Here is a 22,671-nt window from a genome sequence, read left to right on the forward strand (position 1 = left end):
GTTGCCTGGACAGGTGGAATCTCCCCATCGCCACCCCGGCCCCGCGTTCCACTTCTGCCCCGCCGGGAACGGCGGGCCGTAAGGTGGCCGGGTGCCTGCCTCCACCGCCGTCATACGTGATGCCACCCACGCCGACCTCGACGCCATCGCCGCGATCTTCGGCCACTACGTCACTGAGACCATCGTCACCTTCGAGGAGACCCCGCCCACCGTCGAGGACTGGGCGCGGCGGCTGGCCGAGCTGACCGACCGGGGGCTGCCGTTCCTGGTCGCCGAGGTCGACGACGGGCGTACGGCCTCCGAAGACGATGCCCTTACGGTCGTCGGTTACGCCTACGCCGGGCCCTGGCGCCCCAAGCCCGCGTACCGCCACACCGCCGAGAACACCATCTACCTCGCCCCCGGGCGGACCGGCGGGGGGCTCGGGGCCGCGCTGCTCGACGCCCTGCTCACCCGCTGTGCCGAGGCGGGCGTACGGCAGGTCGTCGCGGTCATCGCAGACTCCGGCAGCGATGCCTCGGCCGCCCTGCACCGGCGCTTCGGCTTCCGCCCGGCGGGCCTGCTGGCCGGGGTCGGCCACAAGCACGGACGCTGGATCGACACCCACCTCATGCAGTGCGACCTGACGGCCCGCGCGCATCAATAGCCGGTGCGTATCAATAGCCGGTGCGTATCAATAGCCGGTGCGCCTCAACAGACGGCGCGTCCCCATAGCCCGTGCGCCCCAATAGCCGGCGCGCACCGACGAACAGACAGAACCGGGCCGCCGGTCACCCCGCACAGGGCGGTGACCGGCGGCCCGGGTCATGGCCGCCGCGCGGAAGGCGTCAGTCCGTGGCGCCCGCGACCGACTTGCGGCCGTCCGCGTCGCCCTGCTCCGGCACCGACAGCGCGGCACTCGCTGAACCCGGCCCGTCGTCATCCGAGTTGAGCGAAGCGAGGATGGCATCGCGCTCCGGGGTGTCCTCCGGCTTGAGGTAGCCGATGGCGATGAAGAGCACGAGCGAGACCGCGAGCGGGATGGAGATCTGGTACTCCAGGTTCACGCCTCCGTCGATCGCGTCGTTGATCGGGTAGTTGACCAGGTAGAAGGCGATCAGGCCCATGGCCCAGCTGACCAGCGCCGCCGTCGGACCCGACTTGCGGAAGGCGCGCAGCATGCCCAGCATCAGCGGGATCGCGATCGGTCCCATGAGCCCGGCGACCCACTTGATCACGACGGTGATGATGTCCCCGAAGAAGTCCGAGTTGACCTGGGTGGCGATGGCCATCGACAGGGCGAGGAAGAGCAGGGTGGTGTAGCGGGCCGCGAGCAGCCCGGTGCGGCTGCTCCACTCGCGTACGGACTTGAAGATCGCGGGCATGATGTCCCGGGTCACCACGGCCGCGATCGCGTTGGCGTCCGAGGAGCACATCGCCATGGTGTGTGAGAAGAAGCCGACGATCACCAGGCCCAGCAGACCGTGCGGCAGCAGGTGTTCGGCCATCTCGGCGTACGAGTCGGCGGGCTTGTCCGTCTTGATGATCAGCGGCGCGACCCACATGGGGAAGAACAGCACCAGCGGCCAGACGAACCACAGGACGGCCGACAGCCGGGCCGAGCGCTTGGCGGAGTGGGCGCTGTCCGTCGCCATGTAGCGCTGCGCCTGGTTCCACATGCCGCCGTTGTACTCGAAGGTCTTGATGAAGAGGTACGCGAGCAGGAAGACCAGGGTGTACGGGCCGACGGTCGGCTGGTGGTGGCTGTCGGGGAGGTCGTCCCAGACGGTCCAGAAGGTGGAGAAGCCGTCCAGCTCATTGAGCACCGCGATCAGCATCGCGATGCCCGCGATGAACTGGATGACGAACTGGCCGAGTTCGGTGAGCGCGTCGGCCCACAGTCCGCCGACGGTGCAGTAGATGGCGGTGACCACGCCCGTGATCAGGATGCCCTGGTTGAGTGAGACACCGGTGAAGATGGAGAGCAGGGTGGCGATGGCCGCCCACTTGGCACCCACGTCGACGATCTTCAGCAGCACCCCGGACCAGGCCAGCGCCTGCTGTGTGGGCAGGTTGTAGCGGTTCTTCAGATATTCGAGCGGCGAGGCCACCTTGAGTTTGCTGCGCACTCGGTTCAGGCGCGGCGCGAAGAGGTTGGCGCCGATCGCGATGCCGATGGCGATGGGGAAGGACCAGGTGACATAGGAGGTGATGCCGTATTGGTAGGCGATGGCCGCGTATCCCGTGAACATCACCGCGCTGTAGCCGGACATGTGGTGCGAGATCCCGGACAGCCACCAGGGCATCTTGCCGCCCGCGGTGAAGAAGTCGCTGACGTTGTCCACACGCTTGTGGGACCAGAGGCCGATGCCGACCATGACACCGAAGTAGCCGATCAGTACAACCCAGTCGAGACTGTTCATGTCCCCTCCCAGGGGTCCGCCATATGAACGGGAGCGCACTTCGCCGCGACGTTCGTCATGGGCGGTTCCCCCGAGCGGGAGCGGGGTACTTCCGGGATTGAACCGCTCGTTCGGGTGACCGGTCAAGGGTTCTATAGGTCACGAGTGTGAACGCAGGTCAGAAAGAAGAACGAATTTACGGTTTCTTGACCTGACGGGGCGTTGTCGTTCGCATGTCTGTACGCCCACGATGAGCGGGCACTTCGTCAGACGCACGCCCACCGATCGCTGGGTCGTACGGGAGCGGGATCCCGAAAGGCCGGACAGGAGTCGCGCTAACGCATCAGTTCACCGGCGTTCACCAGCAGCGACTGCCCGGTGATCGCCCGGGCCCGGTCGGAGGCCAGGAACGCCGCGGCCTCCGCCACATCGCCGTCCGTCGCCAGCTCCGGCAGGGCCATCCGGTCGGTGAGCCGGCTCAGCACCTCGGCCTCGCCCACGCCCTCGGTCTGCGCGGTGAAGGTCACATACGCCTGCACCGGCGGCCCCCACATCCAGCCGGGCTGCACGGTGTTGACCCGTATCCGGTGCGGACCCAGCTCACGCGCGAGCGCGTACATGGCGGAGGTCAGCGCGCCCTTGGAGGCGGCGTAGGCGGTCTGGCGCAGTTCGGTGGGGGCGGCGGACGACGACTGGGTGCCGATCAGCACGACCGAGCCGCCGTTCCGCTTCAGCGCGGGCAGACAGGCGCGGGTCATCCGGAGCGTCCCGAGCAGATTGATGTCCACCACCCGGGCCCAGGAGGCGAAGTCGGCGTCCTCCAGCCCGCCGAAGTGGCTGTCCAGCGCGGCCACATGGACCACGGCGTCGATCCGGCCGAAGCGGTCGAGGGCGAGCGCGGCGAGGGCCTCGCACTGCGCCTCGTCCGCGATGTCGGTGGGCCGCCAGGCGGTGTGCTCACCGCCCGGATCGACCTCCTCCGCCACCTTCGGCAGCCGTTCCTCGGTCCGCGCCCCCATCACCACCCGGGCCCCGTCCCGGACGCACGCGGCCACCACCCGGGCTCCCAGCCCGGGTCCGACCCCGGAGACGACGACGGTCTTGCCCTGCAGCGGCATGGCGGTCCCTCCCGTGGCTGGCGTCGCGTCAGATTAGGGGCGCGGCCGCGAGATGACCAGAGCGCCACCGGCCCGTTTTCGCCGTCCGATTCCGCGCACTTGATTCGTACGCACCCCTCCCCAACTGACGTCACGTCAGCTACACCTGAGGGACATGACAAGCGACGCGTACGCGGAACTGGCCTCCGTCGGCCCGTACGGGGTGCGCCCTGGCCATGCCCTGATCACCCTGGTCGAGCCGCACCCGGGCCATGAGTACGCCTACAACCGCTGGTACGAGGACGACCACTTCATCGCGGGCGCGATGGCCATGCCCTGGATCTACGCGGGCCGCCGCTGGGTCGCCACCCGTGAGCTGCAACTGCTGCGCTACCCCGAGAAGTCGGCGATCGCCCAGCCGGTGACCGCCGGCTGCTACCTCTCCGTCTACTGGCTCACCGAGGGGCGCTACGCGGACCACATGCGGTGGACGGTCGGCATCAACAAGCGGCTGCTGCGGGACGGGCGGGTCTACCAGGACCGTACGCACATCTTCACGGCCTTCCAGGACCACGAGGCCACCATCTACCGGGACGGGGCGGCCGGGCCGCGTGACCACCACGCACTGGACCACCCCTACGCCGGGCTGGCGCTGGAGGTGATCGAGACCGAGGGCCCGGAGCAGCGGGAGGAACTGCTCGCATGGCTCCGATCCAGACATCTGCCGCGCCGGCTCGCGGGCTCACCCGCCGCGATGGTGACGGTCTTCCGGCCGACCCCGCTGCCCTCGGACCGGATGTCGTATGTGAAGCAGGTCGAGGGGGTCGACACCCGGCTGACCCTGCTCTGGTTCCTGGAGTCCGATCCCCGCGAATGCTGGGACCCCTGTTTCACCGGTCTGGACGGTGAAGTGGCCGATGCCGGTCTCGGCCGGGTGGAATTCATGGCGCCGTTCATTCCGACGATTCCCGGTACGGACCAATACGTGGCGGAACTCCGCTGAAGCGGCGACGCGGGAAAGCGCCGGAAACGGCAAGAGCCCTCTCGGCAGGGACGGCGACCGGTCGAGAGGGCTCGGCTGCGGACTTGGCGCTCCGCGCCGCCGACCGCGCTACCGCGGCCGGATGGTGCGGAGATCAGCCGAGGTCGAAGGCGCCTCGGCTGACGTCGGACACAAAGGCCGACCACGATGCGGGGGCGAAGTTGAGCGTCGGTCCCTGGGGGTCCTTGGAGTCGCGCACGGCGATCTCGCTGATGACCGGGGAGGAGATTTCCACGCAAGCGCCGTTTCCGGCCGAGTACGAGGATTTCACCCACATGCTCGTCTTTCCCTGCTGAATGGACACGATTGCTCCGATGCATTGTGTAGATGAGACGCACCCCCGATTGGAGGCGTCACCGACGTTACTCGGCAACATCGTCTGGAAAGCGGGCCATTCACTCGACCGGATGGCATATTCCCGTGGCCCCTTCCCCGGCGAGGCGCGGAGGTGTAATCTCCGCCCTTCGCCGTTCGCGCCGGAGCGTTTCCGTCCCTCCTCAGTCCGCCGGGGCCGCCTCGCTCTCCTCCTGGTGCCTGCGGGCGTGCTCCTGGGCCATCTCGGTGATGAACTGGCGGCTCTGATCCGCGTTCAGCGCCTGGGCCCGCAGATGCTCGTACATCATGCTGTAGCTCTGCACATCGCTGAGCTTCTCCAGATACAGGTCGCTGGTCACGCCCTCGAGATAGACGACGCTGGTGTCCGACTCGTCCGAGAACTCCAGGATGGTGAACTGCCCGCTCATCCCCGGATGCGATCCCATGTCGAAGGGCAGCGCCTGCACCGTCACATGGGGCTCGTGGCTCATTCGGACCAGATAGTCCAGCTGATCGCTCATGATCTTGGAGTTGCCGACCACCCGCCGCATCGCCGCCTCGTCCACGACCGCCCACAGCCGCAGCGGCGCCAGTGGATCGGTGATCCGCTCCTGGCGCCTGAGCCGGACCTGGACCCGCTGGGCGATCTGGTCCTGAGGGGCCTCCGGCAGGGCGCCGCTGATCACCGCCTCCGCGTACTCCGGGGTCTGCAAGAGGCCGGGCAGCACCTGGGGTTCGTAGACCCGCAGCGACGCCGCGTCCGTCTCGAAGCCGATATAGACGCTGTACGGCACATCGCCGAAGGCGTTCCACCAGCCCTGCTGGCGGGACTCCTTCGCCATTTGCATAAGGGAATCGACCAGCGCCTTGTCCTCCACCTTGTAGGTGCGGCACAGGTCGCGCACATCGCGCTGGCTGATGCTGCGGCGTCCGTTCTCCAGTCGGCTGATCTTCGACTGGGAGACCATCAGCTCCTCCGCCACCTCCTCCGCCGTCATGCCCTTCTCCTGGCGGAGCCTGCGCAGTTCCTGGCCCAACCGGCGTCGCCGGACAGTGGGGCCGACGTTCGATGTCACGGGACGTGCACCTCCGGCTTCGTACTGCTGATTTATGCTGTTCAGCAGCCTGCCACTACCGGACGGGGCCGCGCTGGGAAATGGCCGCACAAGGGCGGCCGCACAACGGTGGGCGAACGCGCGCGCGGGGCGGCGGGACGGCCGGTCGTCCAAATCGGCCGTCCCACCACCCCGCGCGCTTCAGCGGCTCCCGAACCGGGTCAGTGGGGACTGCGGTGCGGTCGGTGGAGCGTCAGTGGTGCTCGGTGCTGCTCGGAGCCGGACGGTGGCGCTCGGCCCCGGACGGTGCCGGGAGCGGTGTCCGCCGCCCCGCTGACGGGCTGCTGGTGCGTTCGACGGGCTGGGTGGTGCGTGCTGGTGCGATGGTGCCCCGAAGGGGCCTCAGCGCGCTCCGACGCGGGCCATGCTCCCGCGACGGGACGGCTGGGCCGGAACGCCGGCCGCGGGCTCCGCCGCGGCGCGCGTGCCCGGCTGTCGGCCCGGGCCTGCGGCCGGTGCGCGCCGTGGCTGCGCCGCGGCACCGTTCTGCACGTCCATCACGGCGTGCGCCACGAGACCGCCCATCGGGTCGTGCCGGATCAGATCCCGGAGCCTGGAGCGCGAGGAACGCCCCTCGTTCCCGGGATACAGGTGCTTGCCGAGCCCGACCGCGTGGGCCAGGGCGGCGAGCGCCGCGGTCCGCGGGTCCGGCGGTACGCCGGTGCGGATCGCGCTGTCCAGCCGGGCCCTGATCTCCCGGCTGATCGCCGTGTCCGTCGCCTGGTAGCGCGTCGTCGGCAGTACGCCACACATCTGGCCCGCGACGGCATGCACCATGCCGCAGCGCTCCAGGTGCGTGAGGTACGTCTGGCGCAGCCCCAGCCGGGGCCCGCCGATCCAGTGGACCGCGCGCACCGGGCTGCCGCGTCGGCGCAGCAGCTCCAGCGCGGAGTCCAGAGTCGGATCTCCGGTCGGCCGTGGCAGCACCACGGCGATACGATCCCCGTCAGGGGCTATCCGTCCGGCCAGGGCCAGCTCTACTAGCTGTGCCCCGGCAAGACCGAGGTCAAGCGACTGCGGCTGCGCCGTGGTACCCGTGGTCGGGTCCAAAGCGAGCAGCAGAAGCTCCTCAGGAATTGTTCTGCGGCTCCTGCCCATCCATGCCTCCCCGCGTGGATGAATGACAGGGTGACCCCTCTCACATTGGTCTGTCGAGAGTGCCTGGGGGGTTTGGGTGGGAACCAGTAGGTATGTCGTTCTCGTCTAGCAGGTGGGCGGGCACCTGAAGACGCTCTCCGGCTGTGGCGATGCGCGATCGCGTGCCGGACACACAGGACACTGGTAGAGGTTGGGCTGCGGGACGTGACGCCATGGGGCGTACGGCGTCCCGCGACACATATCGAGGAGGCATCGGTGGCGGGCGAGTCCCCCGGCAGGTCGGATCAGCAGAAGTCGTCGGGGGAGACGGCTAGGGGAGAGAGCGATCCGAGGCTCGCGATCTCGCGCGAAGCGGAGGCGGGCCAGGGCTCGACGGCGGTCGCCGTCGTGTCCGACGACCTCCGGTCGGGTTCCGAGGAGCCGGAATCGGCTTCTGACGAGCCCGAGGTGACCTCCCAGGCGAAGGCCGAAGCGGAGGCGGAAGCGGAACCAGAGGCGCCGGCGGTCGACCGGGGTGAAGCGAAGGTTTCTGGTGTTCGCGATAGTGAACAGGGCGAAGGTTCCGGGTCGTCGGAGGCGAAGGCGGAGCCGGAGGCGGATGCCGGTGCATCGGACGAATCACCCAAGGGGGATGCGGCCGAGCCCGACGCGGAGGCGGAGGCGGAAGCGGACGAGGGCGGTGCGGACGGCGCCGATGACTCCAATGACGCCGATGATTCCAATGACGCTGACGACTCTGATGACGCGGACGCCGACGCGAAGGTTGAGGGTGCGTCCGAGGCGGAGTCGGATGAGGGCGGCGATGAGTCGTCGAAGTCGTCGGTGGATCGGCGGACGGCTGTCTTCCGTACGGTGACGCCGAAGGGGGACGCGGACGCGAAGGTTGAGGGTGCGTCCGAAGCCGAGTCGGACGAGGACGGTGACGAGTCCTCGAAGTCGTCGGTGGATCAGCGGACGGCCGTCTTCCGTACGGTGACGCCCAAGGCGGACGCCGAGGGCAAGGACAAGAAGGACGAGTCCGAGAAGGGCGAGTCCAAGAAGAAGGAAGAGGCCGAGGCGGACGAGCCCAAGGGCGAGTCCGGTAAGGCCGCCGCGTCCGACGCGGGCGACGACAACTCCGACAAGCCGATCGACCGCCCGACGGCCGCCTTCGGCGTGCTCCCGGAGAAGCCGGGGAAGGGCGATAAGGGCGGCAAGGGCGGCAAGAAGGGCGTTGACCAGCCGACCACCGCTTTCAAGGCGGTCGGCCCCCCGGCTGACAGCGAGACGGCCGAGGGCGAGACGGCCGACGGCAAGACCGCCGACGGCAAGACCGCCGACGGCAAGACCGCCGACGGCAAGACCGCCGACAGCAAGACCGCCGACAGCAAGACCGCCGACAGCAAGACGGCCGACAAGGCGTCTGACGCGAAGGCGTCCGACGCCAAGACGTCCGGCAAGAAGCCCGTCGGCGAGTCGGACAACGAGCGGACCAGCAAGTTCATCCCGCTGCGGTCCCCCGACGACCCGGCCCCGCCGAAGCCCCCGGCCCCGCCCGCCGCGCCGAAGGCCCCCGCGGCCCCGCCCGCGGCGGTCCCCGAGGCCGAGCGGACCAAGCAGCAGCCGCTGCCGCCGCTGGCCCCGGACGGCAAGCAGCCCGCGCCGCTCGACCTGCTGGCGCAGCTGACCAATACGCCGCCCAAGCCCGAGACGCCGCTGCGGACGGCGGTCCGCCGGGTCAAGATCTGGACACCGCTGGCCGTGCTGCTGGTGATCATCCTGGGGGTTGCCCAGGCGATGCGGCCGCTGCCGGATCCGTCGCTGAAGCTCACCTCGGACGCCGCCTACCGCTTCGGCGGCGGCGCGCTCTCCATGCCGTGGCCCGACCAGGGCCAGTCGGCCGCCGAGGTCGAGGGCGTGGGCAGCCTGGGCACCTCCGGTGAGCAGAAGCCCGTGCCGATCGCCAGTGTCACCAAGGTCATGACGGCCTATGTGGTGCTCAAGGACCATCCGCTGAAGGGCGACGCGGAGGGTCCGAAGATCAAGATCGACGCGCAGGCGGCCGAGGAGGCGAAGTCCGCCGACGAGTCGCGGGCGGAGGTCAAGGAGGGGCAGAGCTTCACCCAGCATCAGCTGCTCCAGCTGCTGCTGATCAACTCCAGCAACAACATCGCCCGGCTGCTCGCCCGCTGGGACGCCGGATCGCTCGACGCGTTCGTGAAGAAGATGAACGACGCGGCCGAGAGCCTGGGGATGAAGCACACCACCTACACCGACCCCAGCGGTCTGAAGGAGTCCACCAAGTCCACCGCGGCCGACCAGCTGAAGCTGGCCAAGGCGGCGATGCAGTCCGACGCCTTCCGGGCGGTCGTGGCCACGCCCAACACGGATATCCCGGGGCTCGGCGACCGTATCTACAACAACAACAATCTGCTGGTGAAGCCGGGTGTGATCGGTATCAAGACCGGTTCTTCCACCCCGGCCGGCGGTGCGCTGATGTGGGGCGCCGTGCGGACGATCGACGGCAAGAAGCAGCGGATCCTCGGTGTGGTCCTCGAGCAGCGCGCGACCACCACGCTGGACGCCAGCCTCCAGCTCGCGCAGACCAACAGCTACAAGCTGATCACCGCCGCGCAGGACGCCCTCACCGCGGCCACCGTCATCAAGAAGGGCGATGTCGTCGGCCAGGTGGACGACGGTCTCGGCGGCACCACGCCGGTCGTCGCCACCAAGGATCTGAAGGCGGTCGGCTGGTCCGGTCTGACGGTCGACATCAAGATCGGCGACGGCGGTAAGACGGTGCCGCACTCGGCCAAGGCGGGCACGGTCGTCGGCGAGGTGACCGTGGGCACGGGCCCCGGACAGCTCAAGGCGCCGGTGGCTCTTCAGAGTGATCTGTCCGAGCCGTCGTTCGGCGCGAAACTGACCCGTATCGGCTGACCCGAGAGGGAAGTGGCATAGAGGGGACGAGAGGAAGCGGCCCCGGCGCGAAACGCGCCGGGGCCCGAGCCGGATCGGGGCCGCCCGAGCGTGCTAGCGTCGATGGGTCCCCGGCCTGGACCCACCGCGGAACCGGAGTGATCCGGTGCGGGGTTGAGGACGATGGGGCAGACCTCGGGGGAAGACGGGGAGAGCCGCAGTGACCACCGTGGATCCGACACGGGCCGATGAAAGCGGGAGCTCGGAGGAGAGCACCGCCGCACGAATACGCGTACCCACACAGCGCTGGCCCGCCGAGCCGACCGGCCCGGCAGAGGCGGAGGCGGAGCGCGAGAGCGGCCGGGCCGCTTCGGGCGGGCTGCTCCAGCGTGCCAGAACGGCGGCCCTGCGCCATCCGGTTCTGACCGCCCTGGCCGCCGCCGCGCTGCTGCATCTGGTGTGGGTGGCGCTGATCGCGAACAGCGGCGGTGACCTCGCCGCGCAGGACGCCTGGGCGGAGTTCGCCCTCCAGCACCCGGACCTGGCGTACAACCTGGCCTGGTACGGCGGGATGCACCCGGTCTCGTACAGCGTTATCTCGCCATATCTGATGGCGGTCCTCGGGGTCCGCTCGACGATGATGATCGCGGGGACGCTGTCCGCCGGGCTGCTCGCGTTGCTGCTGGTGCGCAGCCGTGCCGTACGGCGGCCGATGTGGCCCGCCATGTACGGCGCGTTCGCGCTGACCTGCAACGCCATCTCGGGTCGGGTGACCTTCGGGCTCGGCGCGATGTTCGGGCTCGCGGCCGTCGCTGTGATCTTCGCCTGGCCCCGGCGGTGGCGCTCCCGGCGCTGGCACCACAAGACCGGACGGTTCGTCCTGGCCGCCGTGCTGTCGGCGCTGGCGACCATGTCCAGTCCGGTGGCCGGTCTGTTCGTGGGCGTCGTGGCCGCCGGGCTGTGGCTGACCAAGCGGCGCCCCGCCGCGTACGCGCTCGGGATCACCCCGGCCGTGGTGGTCGGCCTGTCGGCGTGGCTGTTCCCCTTCTCCGGTGAGCAGCCGATGGGCATCGGGTCGGTGATCCTGCCGTTCATCGCCGGTGCCGCCACGCTGATGTGTGTGCCGCGCACCTGGTCGACGGTGCGGGTCGGGGCCGGGCTCTACTGTCTGGGAGTGGTGCTCACCTGGGCGATTCCCTCCCAGATCGGCACCAATATCTCCCGGCTCGGCATGATCTTCGGCGGTGTGGTGCTGATCGCCGCGCTGCCCGCGGTGCGCAGGCCACCGCGCGCCGAGCTGCGCACGACGCGCGCGGGCCGCCGCTGGACCGTTCTGGTGCTGGCGCTCGCGACCGTCACGGTGTGGCAGGGGGTCAAGACCGCCGACGATGTGATCCACACCGCTCCCTCGGCGTCCTGGGCCCGTGAGCTGGCGCCGCTGGTCGACCGGCTCAAGCGGGAGCAGGCCGACCGGGGCCGGGTTGAGGTGGTTCCGGTGCGCAGCCACCGCGAGTCCTCCGCGCTCGCCCCGTACGTCAATCTGGCGCGCGGCTGGAACCGCCAGCGCGATCTGGACCGGAACCCGATCTTCTACGGCGAGGACACCCTCACCCCGGTCACGTACCACGAATGGCTCAAGCGCTGGGCGGTGCACTTTGTGGTGCTGCCCGCGGACGACCCGGACACCGCGGCGGAGAAGGAGTCCGAGCTGCTGGACACCGAGCCGCCGTATCTGCGCCAGGTCTGGTCGGACGAGAACTGGAAGCTGTACGAGGTCAAGGACCCGACGCAGATCGCCGACCCGCCCGCCACCGTGCGGCGCGCGGGCGCCGACCAGCTGGTGCTGTCGGTCCAGGCCAAGGGCCCGGTGCTCATCCGCATCCCGTACTCGCCGTGGCTGGGCCTGGTGGACAAGGACGGGCACAGCGTCCGGGCCCCGAAGGGGGAGGACGACCGGCTGCCGATCAACCGCGAGGGCTGCCTCACCAAGCAGACCGAGGGCGGGGAAGAGGGCCAGCCGGAGGACGAGTGGACGGTGCTGCACGCCCCCCGGCCCGGCATCTACCGCATAACGGGCAAGTACCAGCTGCCGCGCGGCACGCCCTGCCCGGACGAGATGGCGCCCTGAACCCGGCCGGTGGCTGACCGGATTCCCGGCCCGGTCAGCCGCGGCCCGGTTTTCTGTCAGCCGCGGCCCGGTTTCCGGTCAGCCGCGGCCCGGCTTCCCGAGCCGGGTCAGCCGCAGACCGTCGACAGCCAGGGCTGGTCGGGGGTGTCGCGCAGGCTCTGGCGGATCCTCTCCAGGCTGCGCAGCAGCCCGTCCGGCGGCTTGCTGGTGTCGCTGAGGTAGGCCAGCGCGGCGCGCTGGAAGGCCACCCGCATCCGCGTGGGCATGGCGTCGGAGGCGTCCAGGCACAGCGAGGTCGAGTCCCGGAGCGTCTTCGCGATGCTCCGGCCCACGGCGTCGTGGCCCTGGGCGTCCAGCTGGACGTCGCGGTTGGCGAAGAACGGGTGGGTGCTGCTGTCTGCGGTCTTCTCGCCCCACGCCCGCTGGGCGTCGGCCGAGATCAGATAGCGCATCAGCTCCTGGGCCTGCGGGGTGTCGCGGAACATCGCGGCGAAGTCGCCGGACACCTCCCGGGCGGTGGACCGCTGGTCGGTGTCGGGGAGGAGCCCGGGGGAGAAGGCGAAGGTCACCTTGGCGGGGTCGGGATAGCCGCCGCGGATGAACGACCCCTGGTGCTCGAGCGCGCACGGCGGGTCCGTGCCGAACAGCTTCGTGCCCGCCTCGCGGAAGTCCGTGATCAGCGCGGTGCGCGCGGTGTCCTTGCCGAAGAGCGAGCCCCAGCTCTGCCAGGCCCGCTCCACCCGGGGGTCCGTCCACGGCAGCCCGCCGGTGGCCCAGTCCTGGTAGACGGATCGGCCCTGCTGCTGGAGGAGCAGATCCTCGATCCAGTCGGTGCCGGGCCAGCCGGAGGCCGCGTCGTCCCCCATGCCGACGCACCACTGGCGGCCGTCGGCGGCGAGGGCGGGCAGGGTGCTCGGGCGGCGGTCGCGGTCGTACCACACGATGCTCTTCAGATCGGCCTTGACCGCGATCCCGTACACCGGCCCCTTGGCGCTCAGCCGGGGCTTCCAGAGCTTTCCGTAGGCCGTGCGCTCCCGGCTCGGGATCACTCCGTCCAGCGGGGTCAGCTGGCGCTGGCGGGCGTACGCGGCCAGCTCGCCCGTGCTGGGCAGCACGGCGATATCGGGCGGAGTCCCGGAGGCCACCTCCGAGGACAGCACCTCGCGCAGCGCGGTGGTGCCCTGATAGTCCACATGGATGCCGGTGCGCCGGGTGAACGTGTCCAGCAGGGCCCGGAACGCCTCGCCCTCGTCGCGGGTCCATGACGCGAGCACGGTGACACTGCCGCGCGACTGCCAGCCGCTCGTATCCCCCGCGCCCACGACACACAGCAGCACCATCCACAGCCCGAGGACCGTGGCCGTGGCGTGTCCGGACCGCTTCGCCGCGCTCATCGGGGCTGGAACCGGTACTCGTCGATACGCGGCTGGAGACCCACCAGGATCAGGGCGGCCAGCACGGCGCCGCCCACGGGTATCCAGCCGACCGCACCGGCCTGCCAATGCGCGTTCCGCATCGTCCTCGCGACCTCCCTGGCGGTGGGGCCGCCGGTGCGGCCGATGTCCGATTGGGTCAGGCTGGCCCGGGCCGACTCCAGCCGGTCCTGGGTCTGGTACGTGAACACCGCCAGCGGCAGCAGGGCGACGAGCAGTGCGGTGGCCGCCGCCAGCCAGGGATTGACCAGCCGCCGGAAGCGGTGCCGCAGAAAGCGCTGGGTGTGGACCAGCAGCGCCGCCAGCGTGAGGAACAGCCCCGGCACCAGCAGCCACCAGGCGAACGTCAGCAGCCAGCCGAACGAGGTCTGGTCGTCGAGCACACCGAACTGCCGCTGCTGCACCGCTCTCAGACGGTCGAGGAGACCGCTGTGGTCGTGCCGCAGGATGGAATCGGCGTACCGCAGGTAGGCATCCCTGAGCGTCGGGTTCTCGCGGTTCGCGTATGCCTGCTCGACGGTGCCGTCATAGGACGTCACCAGTGCCGCCGAGGTGCGCAGGGCCCCGCGCGCCGACTCGCCCCCGATGGTGCTCTTGGACACCTGGGTCAGGCTCTGCTTGGCCGTCGACAGCTTGTCGCGGTACTCCTCGCTGAGCCCCTCGAACTCCGCCGTGGGGCTCGAGATGCTGCGCCGCGCCTCGTCGTACGAGGCGTTGAGCGCGTCGATCGCGGCGGCCACCTGCAGTATCGCCGGGGTGGACCGGTCGGTCACCGCCTTGGAGTTGCGGCTGACGCCGTAGTACGCGGCCAGCAGCGTGGCCACGGCCACCGCGGTGACCACGAGCAGGGCGGTCAGCCGGCGCACCAGCAAGGCCCGGGTGGCGCTCATTTCGCGCCGCCCGCTCGACCCGATTCGCCCGGTTCACCGTTCAGGGGGGCGTTGCACTGCTGGCAGAACCCGGCGGTGGCGGGCGACCGGCGCCCGCAGGCCGGGCAGAGGACATCGTCGGCGGGCGGCGCGGCGGGCTCCGGGCGCTCCACCCCCATGAAGGGGGCGCTCTCCTCCGACACGACGATCACCGAGTTGAGGTCCAGCGGCCGGATGGGCTCGCGGATCCGCACCTCGCCGGTGGCCGCGTCCACGACGTGGACCAGCCCGCTCAGCCGGGCCAGCATCTTCTCGCTGCCCAGCTGATGGGCCAGCTGGACCGCGCGCCCCCACTGGCGGCGGGCCCGCTCCCGGTCACCCGCCTCGTACGCGTCGCAGCCCGCGGTGATCGCGTGACCCAGCTCGGAGTCGGCGTCGTAGTGGGCCAGCCGGGGGTCGATACGGGACGACAGCAGCACATCGTCCGTCCACTGGACCAGCACCGACTCCGGCTCGGGCGGCGGCAGCGCGGTGTCGCCCTCCACCGTCAGCTCCACGGCGGCCAGCTCCACGTCCTCGCCCATCGGATCGCGCCGCGGATCGGCGAGCACGGACACCTGGTACTCGCGGGTCTCGTCGCCCCACGCGCTGGTGGTCCACTCCCAGGTGCGCTCATCGGGGCGGACGCCCTCGTCGGTGAGGTCCGCCCGGGTGGGATGCACCTGCTTGACGAAGCCGACCCGGCTGCCCGCCCGGGTGCGGATCCGGATCCGCACCCCGGCCAGCGCCTTGGCCATCGAGGCGGAGACCATCTCCTCGAACTCGGTGGCCAGCGCGGAGTCCTTCAGGACCGCGTCGGCCCTGCCGTGCAGCCGGTGGGCGATCCGCTTCAGCTCGGTGGCGTCCCAGCCGTCGCCGATCCCGCGGGCGTCACAGGTGAAATGCGGGGAGCAGGCGTCCAGCACCTGGTCCAGATAGCCGGGCGGGTCGTGTTCGTTGCGGCCGTCGGTGAGCAGCAGGGTGTGCCGGATCGCGGCGGGCTGCCGCAGATGGAGCCGCCGGGCGAGGTCCAGCCAGGAGCCGATCGCGGTGCCGCCGATCGTGGGCAGCCGGGCGGCAACCCGGGCGGCGGCGGCCTTGGTGTCCGGCCCCGCCACCGCCATGCCACCGGTGAACGGATAGACCACCTGGGCCTGTTCGGTGCCCTCGATGATCGCGAAGCGGGTGCCGTCGCGCAGTATGCCGACCGCGGTGGCGGTGGCCCGCCGCGCCGCCGCGATCTTCGTCGGCGGCCAGCTCATCGACATCGAGCAGTCGATGACGATGACCTCCGACGTGGCGGTACGAGCCGCCGCCGGGCCCAGACCGCGGGCCCGCACGCTGACGATGGCGTGCATCTCGGTGCGGCCCGCGGAGGCGGGCAGGTACTTGTTCTGGTGCACCCGCAGGGTGAGGGCCGGGCCCCCGTCCGCGCCCGCTGGGCCGTACTGCCTTCTGTGGTCCTCACTCATCTGATCCCCCTGTCAGACGCGGGTCATGGGCCTGATGGCATTCGCGCGGTCGATCAGCACCCCGAGCGCCTCGGGGCTGTCCGCCTGTCGGGCCAGTCGGCGCAGGGTCAGCTCCAATTCCCCGCGCAGCGCGCTTTCGTCCTCCCACTCCCCATACACCAGTGACCGGGGTTCGGTTCCCCTCCGGGGTGCTTCAGCCGCCGGATCGGCGCGCCCCTTCCGTACCCAGCGCCTTGACCGGGCGTGCCCAGCGGGCTCACCCATCCGCTCCCCGGACCCCGGCTGCCGCTCCGCCCAGTCCAGCGTCACCTCCAGCGACTCCGCCGCCAGCCGGTCCCGGGCCGGGCCGGACTCGCGCCCCTCGTCCAGATACAGCCGCGGCAGCCTCGTGCGCACCTCCGCCAGATCCTCGGCCGCCGGCAGGGCGTCGGGGTGGCCCAGCCGCCCCGACAGCACCCGCACTATGGCGATCCGCGCGGCGTCGTAGTGGCGGGAGACCTTCGGCACTCCGCCCAGGATCTCCACCGCGCCGCCCCGGTCGCCCGCCGTGAGCCGGAGCCGGGCCAGCCCGAAGGCGGCGCTGCCCTGCGAGCGGTTGCGCTGCCACACCGCCTCGTAGAACCGCTTGGCGGCCTCATGGTCGCCCAGGTGCTCGGCGCAGTAGCCGAGCGCCAGCTTGGGCGCGTACTCCCCGGGCAGGGCGCTGTAGACCTCGTCGAACTCCCGCCGGGCGTCGGCCACCGCGCCGTCCGCGAGCCGCAGCAGGGCGCGGTGCCAGGACAGCCGCCAGTCGTACGGGGCGGCGGAACCGATCAGTTCGACGGCGATCGCCAACTCCTCGGCCGCCGAGTCCCGTTCGCCCAGCTCCAGATAGGCGCGGCAGACGCGCAGCCGGATCTCGGCGGAGGGGCGGGGGAAGGCGTGCAGCTGCTCGATCAGCCGCCGCGGCCCGCTGTCGGTCGGGACGCCCAGCAGCGCCGCGCCGGGATCCGCCGCGTCCGGGAACGGCACCGGCAGCCCGAGCGGCACCCGCTCCGGCTGGGGCAGCCCGGACGCCAGCAGCGGGCGCGGCTCCCCGTCCAGCCAGCGCTCCAGGTCCGGGATCCGGCCCAGTGAGGAGTCCAGCAGCGCCGAGGTCGGGGCGAAGAGCGTGGACGGCTCCGGCTGCTCCCGGCTCAGCCGCAGCGAGTGGACCTCCCGCAGCACGCCCCACAGCTGCTCGGACATCTCCGCGGCCGATCCGAACCGCCGCTCCGGGTCGGCCGCGGTGGCGCGGGCCAGCACCCGGCGGTAGGACTCGGAGCCCAGGCCGGGCGGCCGCTGGGTCTGCCGGGCGGCCTTGTCCGAGAGCTCCTCGAGCGTCCTGCCGACCCCGAAGAGATCATGGCGCTCGGTGAGGGCGGAGGCGCCCCGGGCCAGCACCTCGGGGGCGGCGAACGCCTCGGTGATCACCGGCGGCCCGCCGTCCCGCTGGCCCAGCCGCCGCACCGCGCCGAGGTCGATCACCTTGACCCGGTCCTCGTGGTGCATCACATTGCTCGGCTTGAGATCGCAGTACAGCAGCTTCTCGCCGTGCAGATAGCCCACCGCGCGCAGCACCAGACAGCCGTAGGCCAGGATGTGCTCGTACAGCCGCGGCCCGTCGTACGGCTTCACCGCGTCCGCGATGTGGTCCTTGATCTGGGCGAGGGTCATCCCGCCGACGAACTCCATCACGATGTAGCCCGTGAGCGCCCCGTCGCCGCGGGGGTCGGGCTGGGTGACGTAGTTGATGATCCGGACGATGCCGGGGTGGTCGAGCACGGTCAGATAGCGGCGCTCCTCGACCGCCACCCGCAGGGCCGCCTCGTCCTCGTTGTTGATCAGGCCCTTGATGGCCACGGGCTGGTCGTCCAGCTGGGTGTCCTCGGCGAGATAGACCCAGCCGAGCCCGCCGTACCCGACGCAGCCGATCACCCGGTACTGATCGCCCAGCAGATCGCCGGGGCTCAGCCGCGGGGTGAAGTCGAACGGATGGCGGCAGCGCGGGCAGTAGCCCCGGGAGAGCGCGGACTGTCCGGCGTAGGGCGCGCCCACGACCGCGTCGCACCCCTCCCAGCCGCAGGTCTGGCCGCGCGAGGGGGGATGCGGATCGTCCATCACCAGGTCGCGCAGCGAGGGGAGTTCGACGCGGGGCAGGTCCAGCAGGCCATCACCCGCCGGCCGCACCGTGAACTTCCGCGCCACATCGCGGCGGCGGGCACGGGCCGTGGTCGCGGTGGACTCGGACGCCAAGGGGGCGGCGGGCTCGGCGGGCGGGGGAGCGGGAGAGGTGGCGGGAGAGGGGGCGGCGGGCAGGGGCCTGCGGCCGCACTCCGAGCAGAACCCCCGGGCGTTGATCCGGCCCAGGCCCTCGCCGCGGCAGTCCGGGCGGTCGCAGACCGTCCCCTCCGTCGGGTCCGTCATGGCGTCTCCCCCTCCGGCGGTGTGTGCACGGCGGCCACGAACCGGTCGACGGCGCGGCGGGCCTCCGGCAGATCACAGGGCACCTCGGCCAGCAGCCGCACCGCCGCGCGGTGCAGCGGGATCAGCTCGGCCCGCTCGGATTCGGCCTTGGTCCCGAGCATCGCCGTGTACGACACCAGCTGCCACTTCAGCTCCTGGACCGCCGGCTGCTGGGCGTCGATCACCCGCAGCGTCTCCTCGGCCCGCTCGGCGACCGCCCGCACCGAGTGCTCGAACGCGGCCAGCTTGGCGACGATGCGGTGGGAGCGCAGCTCGGGGTCGGAGCGCAGCCGGGTCAGATTGATCCGCAGGGCCGTGGCGTCCTCGGTGTCCGATAAGGACGAGCGGCGCGCCCCGCGCCCGGCCGTCTCGTGCTCGCGGTCGGCGGCGAGCGCCACCCGCCCGGCGAGCTCGTCCAGCCAGGCGTCGATCCGGGCCGCCTCGGGGCGGAACACCCGCTCGGCCAGGAGCAGTCCGCTCGAGTGGGGGTCGCGGAAGACCAGCAGCAGCCGGCTGCCCCGGTCGGCGAGCAGCTTCATGAAGCCGACCAGCGCCTCGGGGTCGCGGGCGCGGTCCACGCCGACGGCCACGATGGTGAGCGGCACCGCGTTGGCCCGGACCCGGCTGAGCGGGGAGGTGTCGCCGGGCGAGCGCAGATCCATCCGGTCCGCGACCCGCAGCGCGACCTCGGTGTCGGTGCGCTTGGTGACGTCGATGGCCAGGTCCACGCTGCCCAGCGGCGGTACGGTGCCGTGCGGCGCGGCCGAGACCGCCTCGTCGGGGCCGCCGCCCGACAGCTCGCGGTCGGCGAGCGTGATGGCGCGGCTGAGCGCCTCGTACCGCGCGTGGTCGTCGTCCTCGATGACCACGGTCTCCACGTCGGCGATGCCCGCGCGCCCGGTCAGGGGCTCCCGGCGCAGCCATACGGCGAGCCGCTGGGCGAAGCCGATGTCCTGGACGACGGTGGTCAGCGGGGAGACCAGCGGCCGGTCCACCCCGGGGTCCCCGCGCAGCCAGCGGTGGACCACCGGCAGATGGCGCACGATCGTCTCGACCGGGATCATGTAGGAGACGCTGAGGCGCTCGGCGGATGGCACGTCGACGGGGTCGTCGTACCGGCTGACGACCATGCCGATGACATGCCGGGTCGCCTCGTCCTCCACCCCGGCGCCGCTGAAGCCCTTACGGACCACATCCCGGGGCGACTTGGGGTCGAGGCCCACCCACTCCGCCCGGGGGCCGACCCGCCCGGCGGTCTTCGCGCGCAGATAGTGGCCGTTGTCGAGCCCCTCGGGGAAGCCGCCCATCCACACCGGCCGGCCGAGCACCGGCGGCAGCCGGTAGAGCGGCGCGGCGTGTTCGGCGGGCTGCGGCCGGCCCAGCCGCAGCAGCGCCACATCGCCGCAGCCGTCGGAGCGCTGGGGCACCCAGCAGCCGTCGGCGACGCGCGCGGGGACGGGCCGGGCCTCGTGCACCTCGACCAGCTCGACCAGCACCTCGGTGGCGGGCACCGGGAGCCCGTCGTCGGGGATCACATGGGCGCACGTCAGCACCGTCTCACTGCCCAGGAGGATTCCGGCGCCCAGGACGTCACCGGCCGAACTACGGATCCTCACCCGCCATGTGCCCCCGCTGGAGGTCGCATCGGCGGTAATGCCCATTTCCGCCCCCATGTGGCAAGAGCATACGCCCGGGAGGTACGGAAGTGACCCGTCCGTCCGATGGGTCACGGGAACGGGTGAGGGGCGGTGAGGGACGGGCCCGGGGCTGATGAGGGACGGGCCCGGGGCCGGAGAGGGACGGGCCCGGGGCCGGAAAGGGGCGTACCAGGGCCGTACGGGGCGGGATGGCAGGCCCGGCGCGTCCGGTGGGCGGCGCCGCCGGTCGCGCGCGCCCGGCCATTCGGGTGACGTGGCGTCACCTCTTCTTGTGGCGGGCTACGTCGGATGGATTACTGAAAGTGTGCGGTGGAACCTCCCGTCGATTCTTTCGGCGCTGGGGGCGCCGCGTCCTCGCCGGAGCCGGGCGCCAGGCGTACCGCGAGGAGGACCGGGCGGGTGCCCCAAAGCCCGCGGTCGCGCACCGGACTTCCCGTGAGCGCGTGCGGGTCCGGCCCGCCCGGTCCCGTCCACGCCCCGCCCTCATCCAGGAGGCAACGCGCCATGCCCATCTCACCCAACCAAGGATCCACCGCAGGCGGTACGACCGTCACCATCACCGGTACCAACCTCGGTGGTGCCACGGCCGTGCGCTTCGGCAGCAAACTGGCCACCATCACCGCCAACACCCCCACCTCCGTGACGGTCGTCTCGCCCTCCGGCAACGGGGTGGTGGGGGTGACCGTGACCACGCCCGGCGGCACCAGCAATCCGCTGAACTTCTTCTACATCGGCCCGCCCTTCAAGACCGGGCTGAGCGTCAGCTCGGGACCGCTCGCGGGCGGCAACACCGTCACCATCACCGGCACCGGTCTTTCGACCGCCAGCGCCGTGGCCTTCGGCGGCAACTCCGCGACCCCGACCGTCGTCAACGACGGCCAGATCAACGTCACCGTCCCGGCGGGCGCGGCCGCCGGGCCGGTGGGCATCACCGTGACCACGGCGGGCGGCAGCAGCAACGGCCTGTCGTACACCTACGTCAACGCACCCGCCATCACCACCGTCAGCCCCACCTCCGGGCCCACCTCCGGCGGTACGTCGGTGACCATCACGGGCTCCGGCCTGACCAGCACCCAGTCGGTCACCTTCGGGGGCGTGGCGGCGCCGTTCTCCGTCATCGACGACACCAGCCTCTCGGCCGTGACGCCTCCGGGCACCGCCGGTCCGGTGGACGTCACCGTCACCACCAGCGGCGGCAGCGCCACCGCCGACGACGCCTTCAGCTACGCCGCAGGTCCGGGCATCTGATCACCCCGTGGGACGACCCGCCAGAAGGAGAACCACCTTGAGTACCCCTCAAGCCACAGGTACAGGCACCGGTCCCTCGACGGCCATGGCGTCCCCTCCTGTGATCAGTTCCGTGAGCCCCGCCGCCGGTTCGCCCGGCGGCGGGACCCCGGTCACCCTGACCGGGAGCAACTTCACCCAGGCCACGGTGGTCCGCTTCGGCCCGAACTTCGCCTTGTCGTTCACCGTGGTCTCCGCCACGCAGATCACGGCGGTGGCCCCGCCCGGCAGCGGCACCGTGCAGATCACGGTGACCACGCCGGGTGGGACGAGCAACGGGGTGGCGTTCGGCTATGCCGCCGCCCCCACCCTCACCGGCATCTCGCCCGCCACGGGTCCCGCCACCGGCGGTACGACGGTCACCCTGACCGGTACCAATCTGCTCGGTGCGACGGCGGTCAGGTTCGGGGCCGTCAACGCCTCGTCGTTCACGGTGGTGTCGGCGACGCAGATCACGGCGGTGGCGCCGCCGGGCAGCGGCACGGTGCAGGTCACCGTGACGACGCCGGGTGGGACGAGCAATGGGTTGTCGTACAGCTATGTGGCGGTGGCGGCGCCGGTGCTCACCTCCGTCTCCCCGACGCAGGGCCCGATCGGCGGCGGGAACACGGTGACGCTCACCGGTAGCGGCCTTACGGGCGTCACGGCGGTCAGTTTCGGGTCGACGCCCGCCTCGTCGTTCACCGTGGTCTCGGCCACGCAGATCACCGCGGTCGCCCCGCCGGGGGCCGCCGGGCCGGTGCAGATCACCGTGGCCGGGCCGGGCGGCACCAGCAATGGGGTCACGTACTTCTACGTCGGCATCCCCGCCCTCACCGGCGCCTCACCCGCCCAGGGCCCCACCTCCGGGGGCACGACCGTCACCCTGACCGGCACCAATCTGCTCGGTGCGACAGCGGTCAGGTTCGGGGCCGTCAACGCGATCACCTTCACGGTGGTGTCGGACACGCAGATCGTGGCGTCGTCCCCGCCGGGCAGCGGCACCGTGCAGATCACGGTGGTGACGCCGGGCGGCACGAGCAACGGCGTCGCGTACACGTATGTGCCCGCCCCCGTCCTCACCAGCCTGTCGCCGAACCAGGGGCCGCTCGACGCCGGGACCACGGTCACGCTCTTCGGCAGCGGGCTCACCACCACCAGCTCGGTGCTCTTCGGCGCCACGCCCGCCTCCTTCACGGTCGTCTCCGACACCTGGGTCGCCGCCATCGCGCCGGCCGGGTCCGCCGGGCCGGTGAACGTACAGGTCACCACGCCCGGCGGCAGCAGCAACAGCATCGTCTACACCCGGGTGGGGCCGCCCGGGATCTAGAAGCCAGGAGGAGCCAGGAGGAGCCAGGAGAGGCCAGGAGGAGCTA

At 71.3% G+C, this 22,671-nt stretch carries 16 protein-coding genes; 6 read left to right on the forward strand and 10 right to left on the reverse strand.

Translation table 11 applies throughout. The features are described 5' to 3' along the window. The first annotated feature begins 91 nt into the window (after positions 1-91). The gene (locus tag JK364_RS16230) at positions 92-646 is read left to right on the forward strand and encodes a GNAT family N-acetyltransferase (RefSeq protein WP_201851777.1); all 555 of its coding nucleotides are present in this window, start codon (positions 92-94) and stop codon (positions 644-646) included. Between the two features lie 181 nt (positions 647-827). Here JK364_RS16230 and JK364_RS16235 read toward each other — a convergent pair whose 3' ends face one another. Both JK364_RS16235 and JK364_RS16240 read right to left on the reverse strand, forming a co-directional pair. Further along, entirely contained in the window at positions 828-2,402 is a 1,575-nt protein-coding gene (locus tag JK364_RS16235) for a sodium:solute symporter family protein (protein ID WP_201851778.1), read from the reverse strand. A 314-nt stretch (positions 2,403-2,716) separates the two neighbouring features. Continuing rightward, the gene (locus JK364_RS16240; RefSeq protein ID WP_201851779.1) at positions 2,717-3,499 is read right to left on the reverse strand and encodes an SDR family oxidoreductase; all 783 of its coding nucleotides are present in this window, start codon (positions 3,497-3,499) and stop codon (positions 2,717-2,719) included. A gap of 154 nt (positions 3,500-3,653) precedes the next feature. Here JK364_RS16240 and JK364_RS16245 point away from each other — a divergent pair, with 154 nt between their 5' ends. After that, positions 3,654-4,481, forward strand: a complete 828-nt coding sequence (locus tag JK364_RS16245; RefSeq protein ID WP_201851780.1) for a hypothetical protein — start codon at positions 3,654-3,656, stop codon at positions 4,479-4,481. A gap of 133 nt (positions 4,482-4,614) precedes the next feature. Here JK364_RS16245 and JK364_RS16250 read toward each other — a convergent pair whose 3' ends face one another. The 3 genes from JK364_RS16250 to JK364_RS16260 all read right to left on the reverse strand — a co-directional run bounded on the left by JK364_RS16250 (position 4,615) and on the right by JK364_RS16260 (position 7,048). Next, on the reverse strand, positions 4,615-4,824 hold the full coding sequence (locus tag JK364_RS16250) for a DUF397 domain-containing protein (RefSeq protein ID WP_201851781.1): 210 nt from the start codon (positions 4,822-4,824) through the stop codon (positions 4,615-4,617). A gap of 193 nt (positions 4,825-5,017) precedes the next feature. Next, a complete protein-coding gene (locus tag JK364_RS16255; RefSeq protein WP_044571409.1) occupies positions 5,018-5,911 on the reverse strand; it encodes a helix-turn-helix domain-containing protein in 894 nt (297 codons plus the stop codon). Between the two features lie 381 nt (positions 5,912-6,292). Further along, positions 6,293-7,048, reverse strand: a complete 756-nt coding sequence (locus JK364_RS16260) for a GOLPH3/VPS74 family protein (protein ID WP_201851782.1) — start codon at positions 7,046-7,048, stop codon at positions 6,293-6,295. Positions 7,049-7,303: 255 nt separating this feature from the next. Between JK364_RS16260 and JK364_RS16265 the strand changes: the two genes are divergently transcribed. Next, on the forward strand, positions 7,304-9,967 hold the full coding sequence (locus tag JK364_RS16265) for a D-alanyl-D-alanine carboxypeptidase family protein (RefSeq protein WP_201851783.1): 2,664 nt from the start codon (positions 7,304-7,306) through the stop codon (positions 9,965-9,967). 199 nt (positions 9,968-10,166) lie between these two features. Beyond that, positions 10,167-12,074, forward strand: coding sequence for a DUF8823 domain-containing protein (locus tag JK364_RS16270; RefSeq protein WP_201851784.1), 1,908 nt, complete (start codon positions 10,167-10,169; stop codon positions 12,072-12,074). Positions 12,075-12,181: 107 nt separating this feature from the next. Here JK364_RS16270 and JK364_RS16275 read toward each other — a convergent pair whose 3' ends face one another. Genes JK364_RS16275 through JK364_RS16295 form a run of 5 tightly spaced genes read right to left on the reverse strand, consistent with a single transcriptional unit; the run spans position 12,182 to position 20,044 of the window. Further along, positions 12,182-13,468, reverse strand: a complete 1,287-nt coding sequence (locus tag JK364_RS16275) for an ABC transporter substrate-binding protein (RefSeq protein ID WP_201851785.1) — start codon at positions 13,466-13,468, stop codon at positions 12,182-12,184. After that, on the reverse strand, positions 13,465-14,397 hold the full coding sequence (locus JK364_RS16280) for a GlnX family signal transduction membrane protein (RefSeq protein ID WP_201851786.1): 933 nt from the start codon (positions 14,395-14,397) through the stop codon (positions 13,465-13,467). Before JK364_RS16280 ends, JK364_RS16275 begins: the two co-directional genes overlap by 4 nt. Then, positions 14,394-15,887, reverse strand: a complete 1,494-nt coding sequence (locus tag JK364_RS16285) for a vWA domain-containing protein (protein WP_201851787.1) — start codon at positions 15,885-15,887, stop codon at positions 14,394-14,396. The genes JK364_RS16280 and JK364_RS16285 overlap by 4 nt, the downstream gene beginning before the upstream one ends. 12 nt (positions 15,888-15,899) lie before the next feature. Next, positions 15,900-18,332: a serine/threonine-protein kinase gene (locus JK364_RS16290; protein ID WP_201851788.1), complete on the reverse strand. Its 2,433-nt coding sequence runs from the start codon at positions 18,330-18,332 to the stop codon at positions 15,900-15,902. After that, a complete protein-coding gene (locus JK364_RS16295; RefSeq protein WP_230992002.1) occupies positions 18,329-20,044 on the reverse strand; it encodes a S1 family peptidase in 1,716 nt (571 codons plus the stop codon). Before JK364_RS16295 ends, JK364_RS16290 begins: the two co-directional genes overlap by 4 nt. A gap of 489 nt (positions 20,045-20,533) precedes the next feature. Between JK364_RS16295 and JK364_RS16300 the strand changes: the two genes are divergently transcribed. Both JK364_RS16300 and JK364_RS16305 read left to right on the forward strand, forming a co-directional pair. Further along, positions 20,534-21,277: an IPT/TIG domain-containing protein gene (locus tag JK364_RS16300; RefSeq protein WP_201851789.1), complete on the forward strand. Its 744-nt coding sequence runs from the start codon at positions 20,534-20,536 to the stop codon at positions 21,275-21,277. A 112-nt stretch (positions 21,278-21,389) separates the two neighbouring features. Beyond that, a complete protein-coding gene (locus JK364_RS16305) occupies positions 21,390-22,625 on the forward strand; it encodes an IPT/TIG domain-containing protein (RefSeq protein ID WP_307841297.1) in 1,236 nt (411 codons plus the stop codon). Positions 22,626-22,671: the final 46 nt, after the last annotated feature.

This window comes from Streptomyces endocoffeicus, from assembly GCF_016741935.1.
GTDB classification, from domain to species: domain Bacteria; phylum Actinomycetota; class Actinomycetes; order Streptomycetales; family Streptomycetaceae; genus Streptomyces; species Streptomyces endocoffeicus.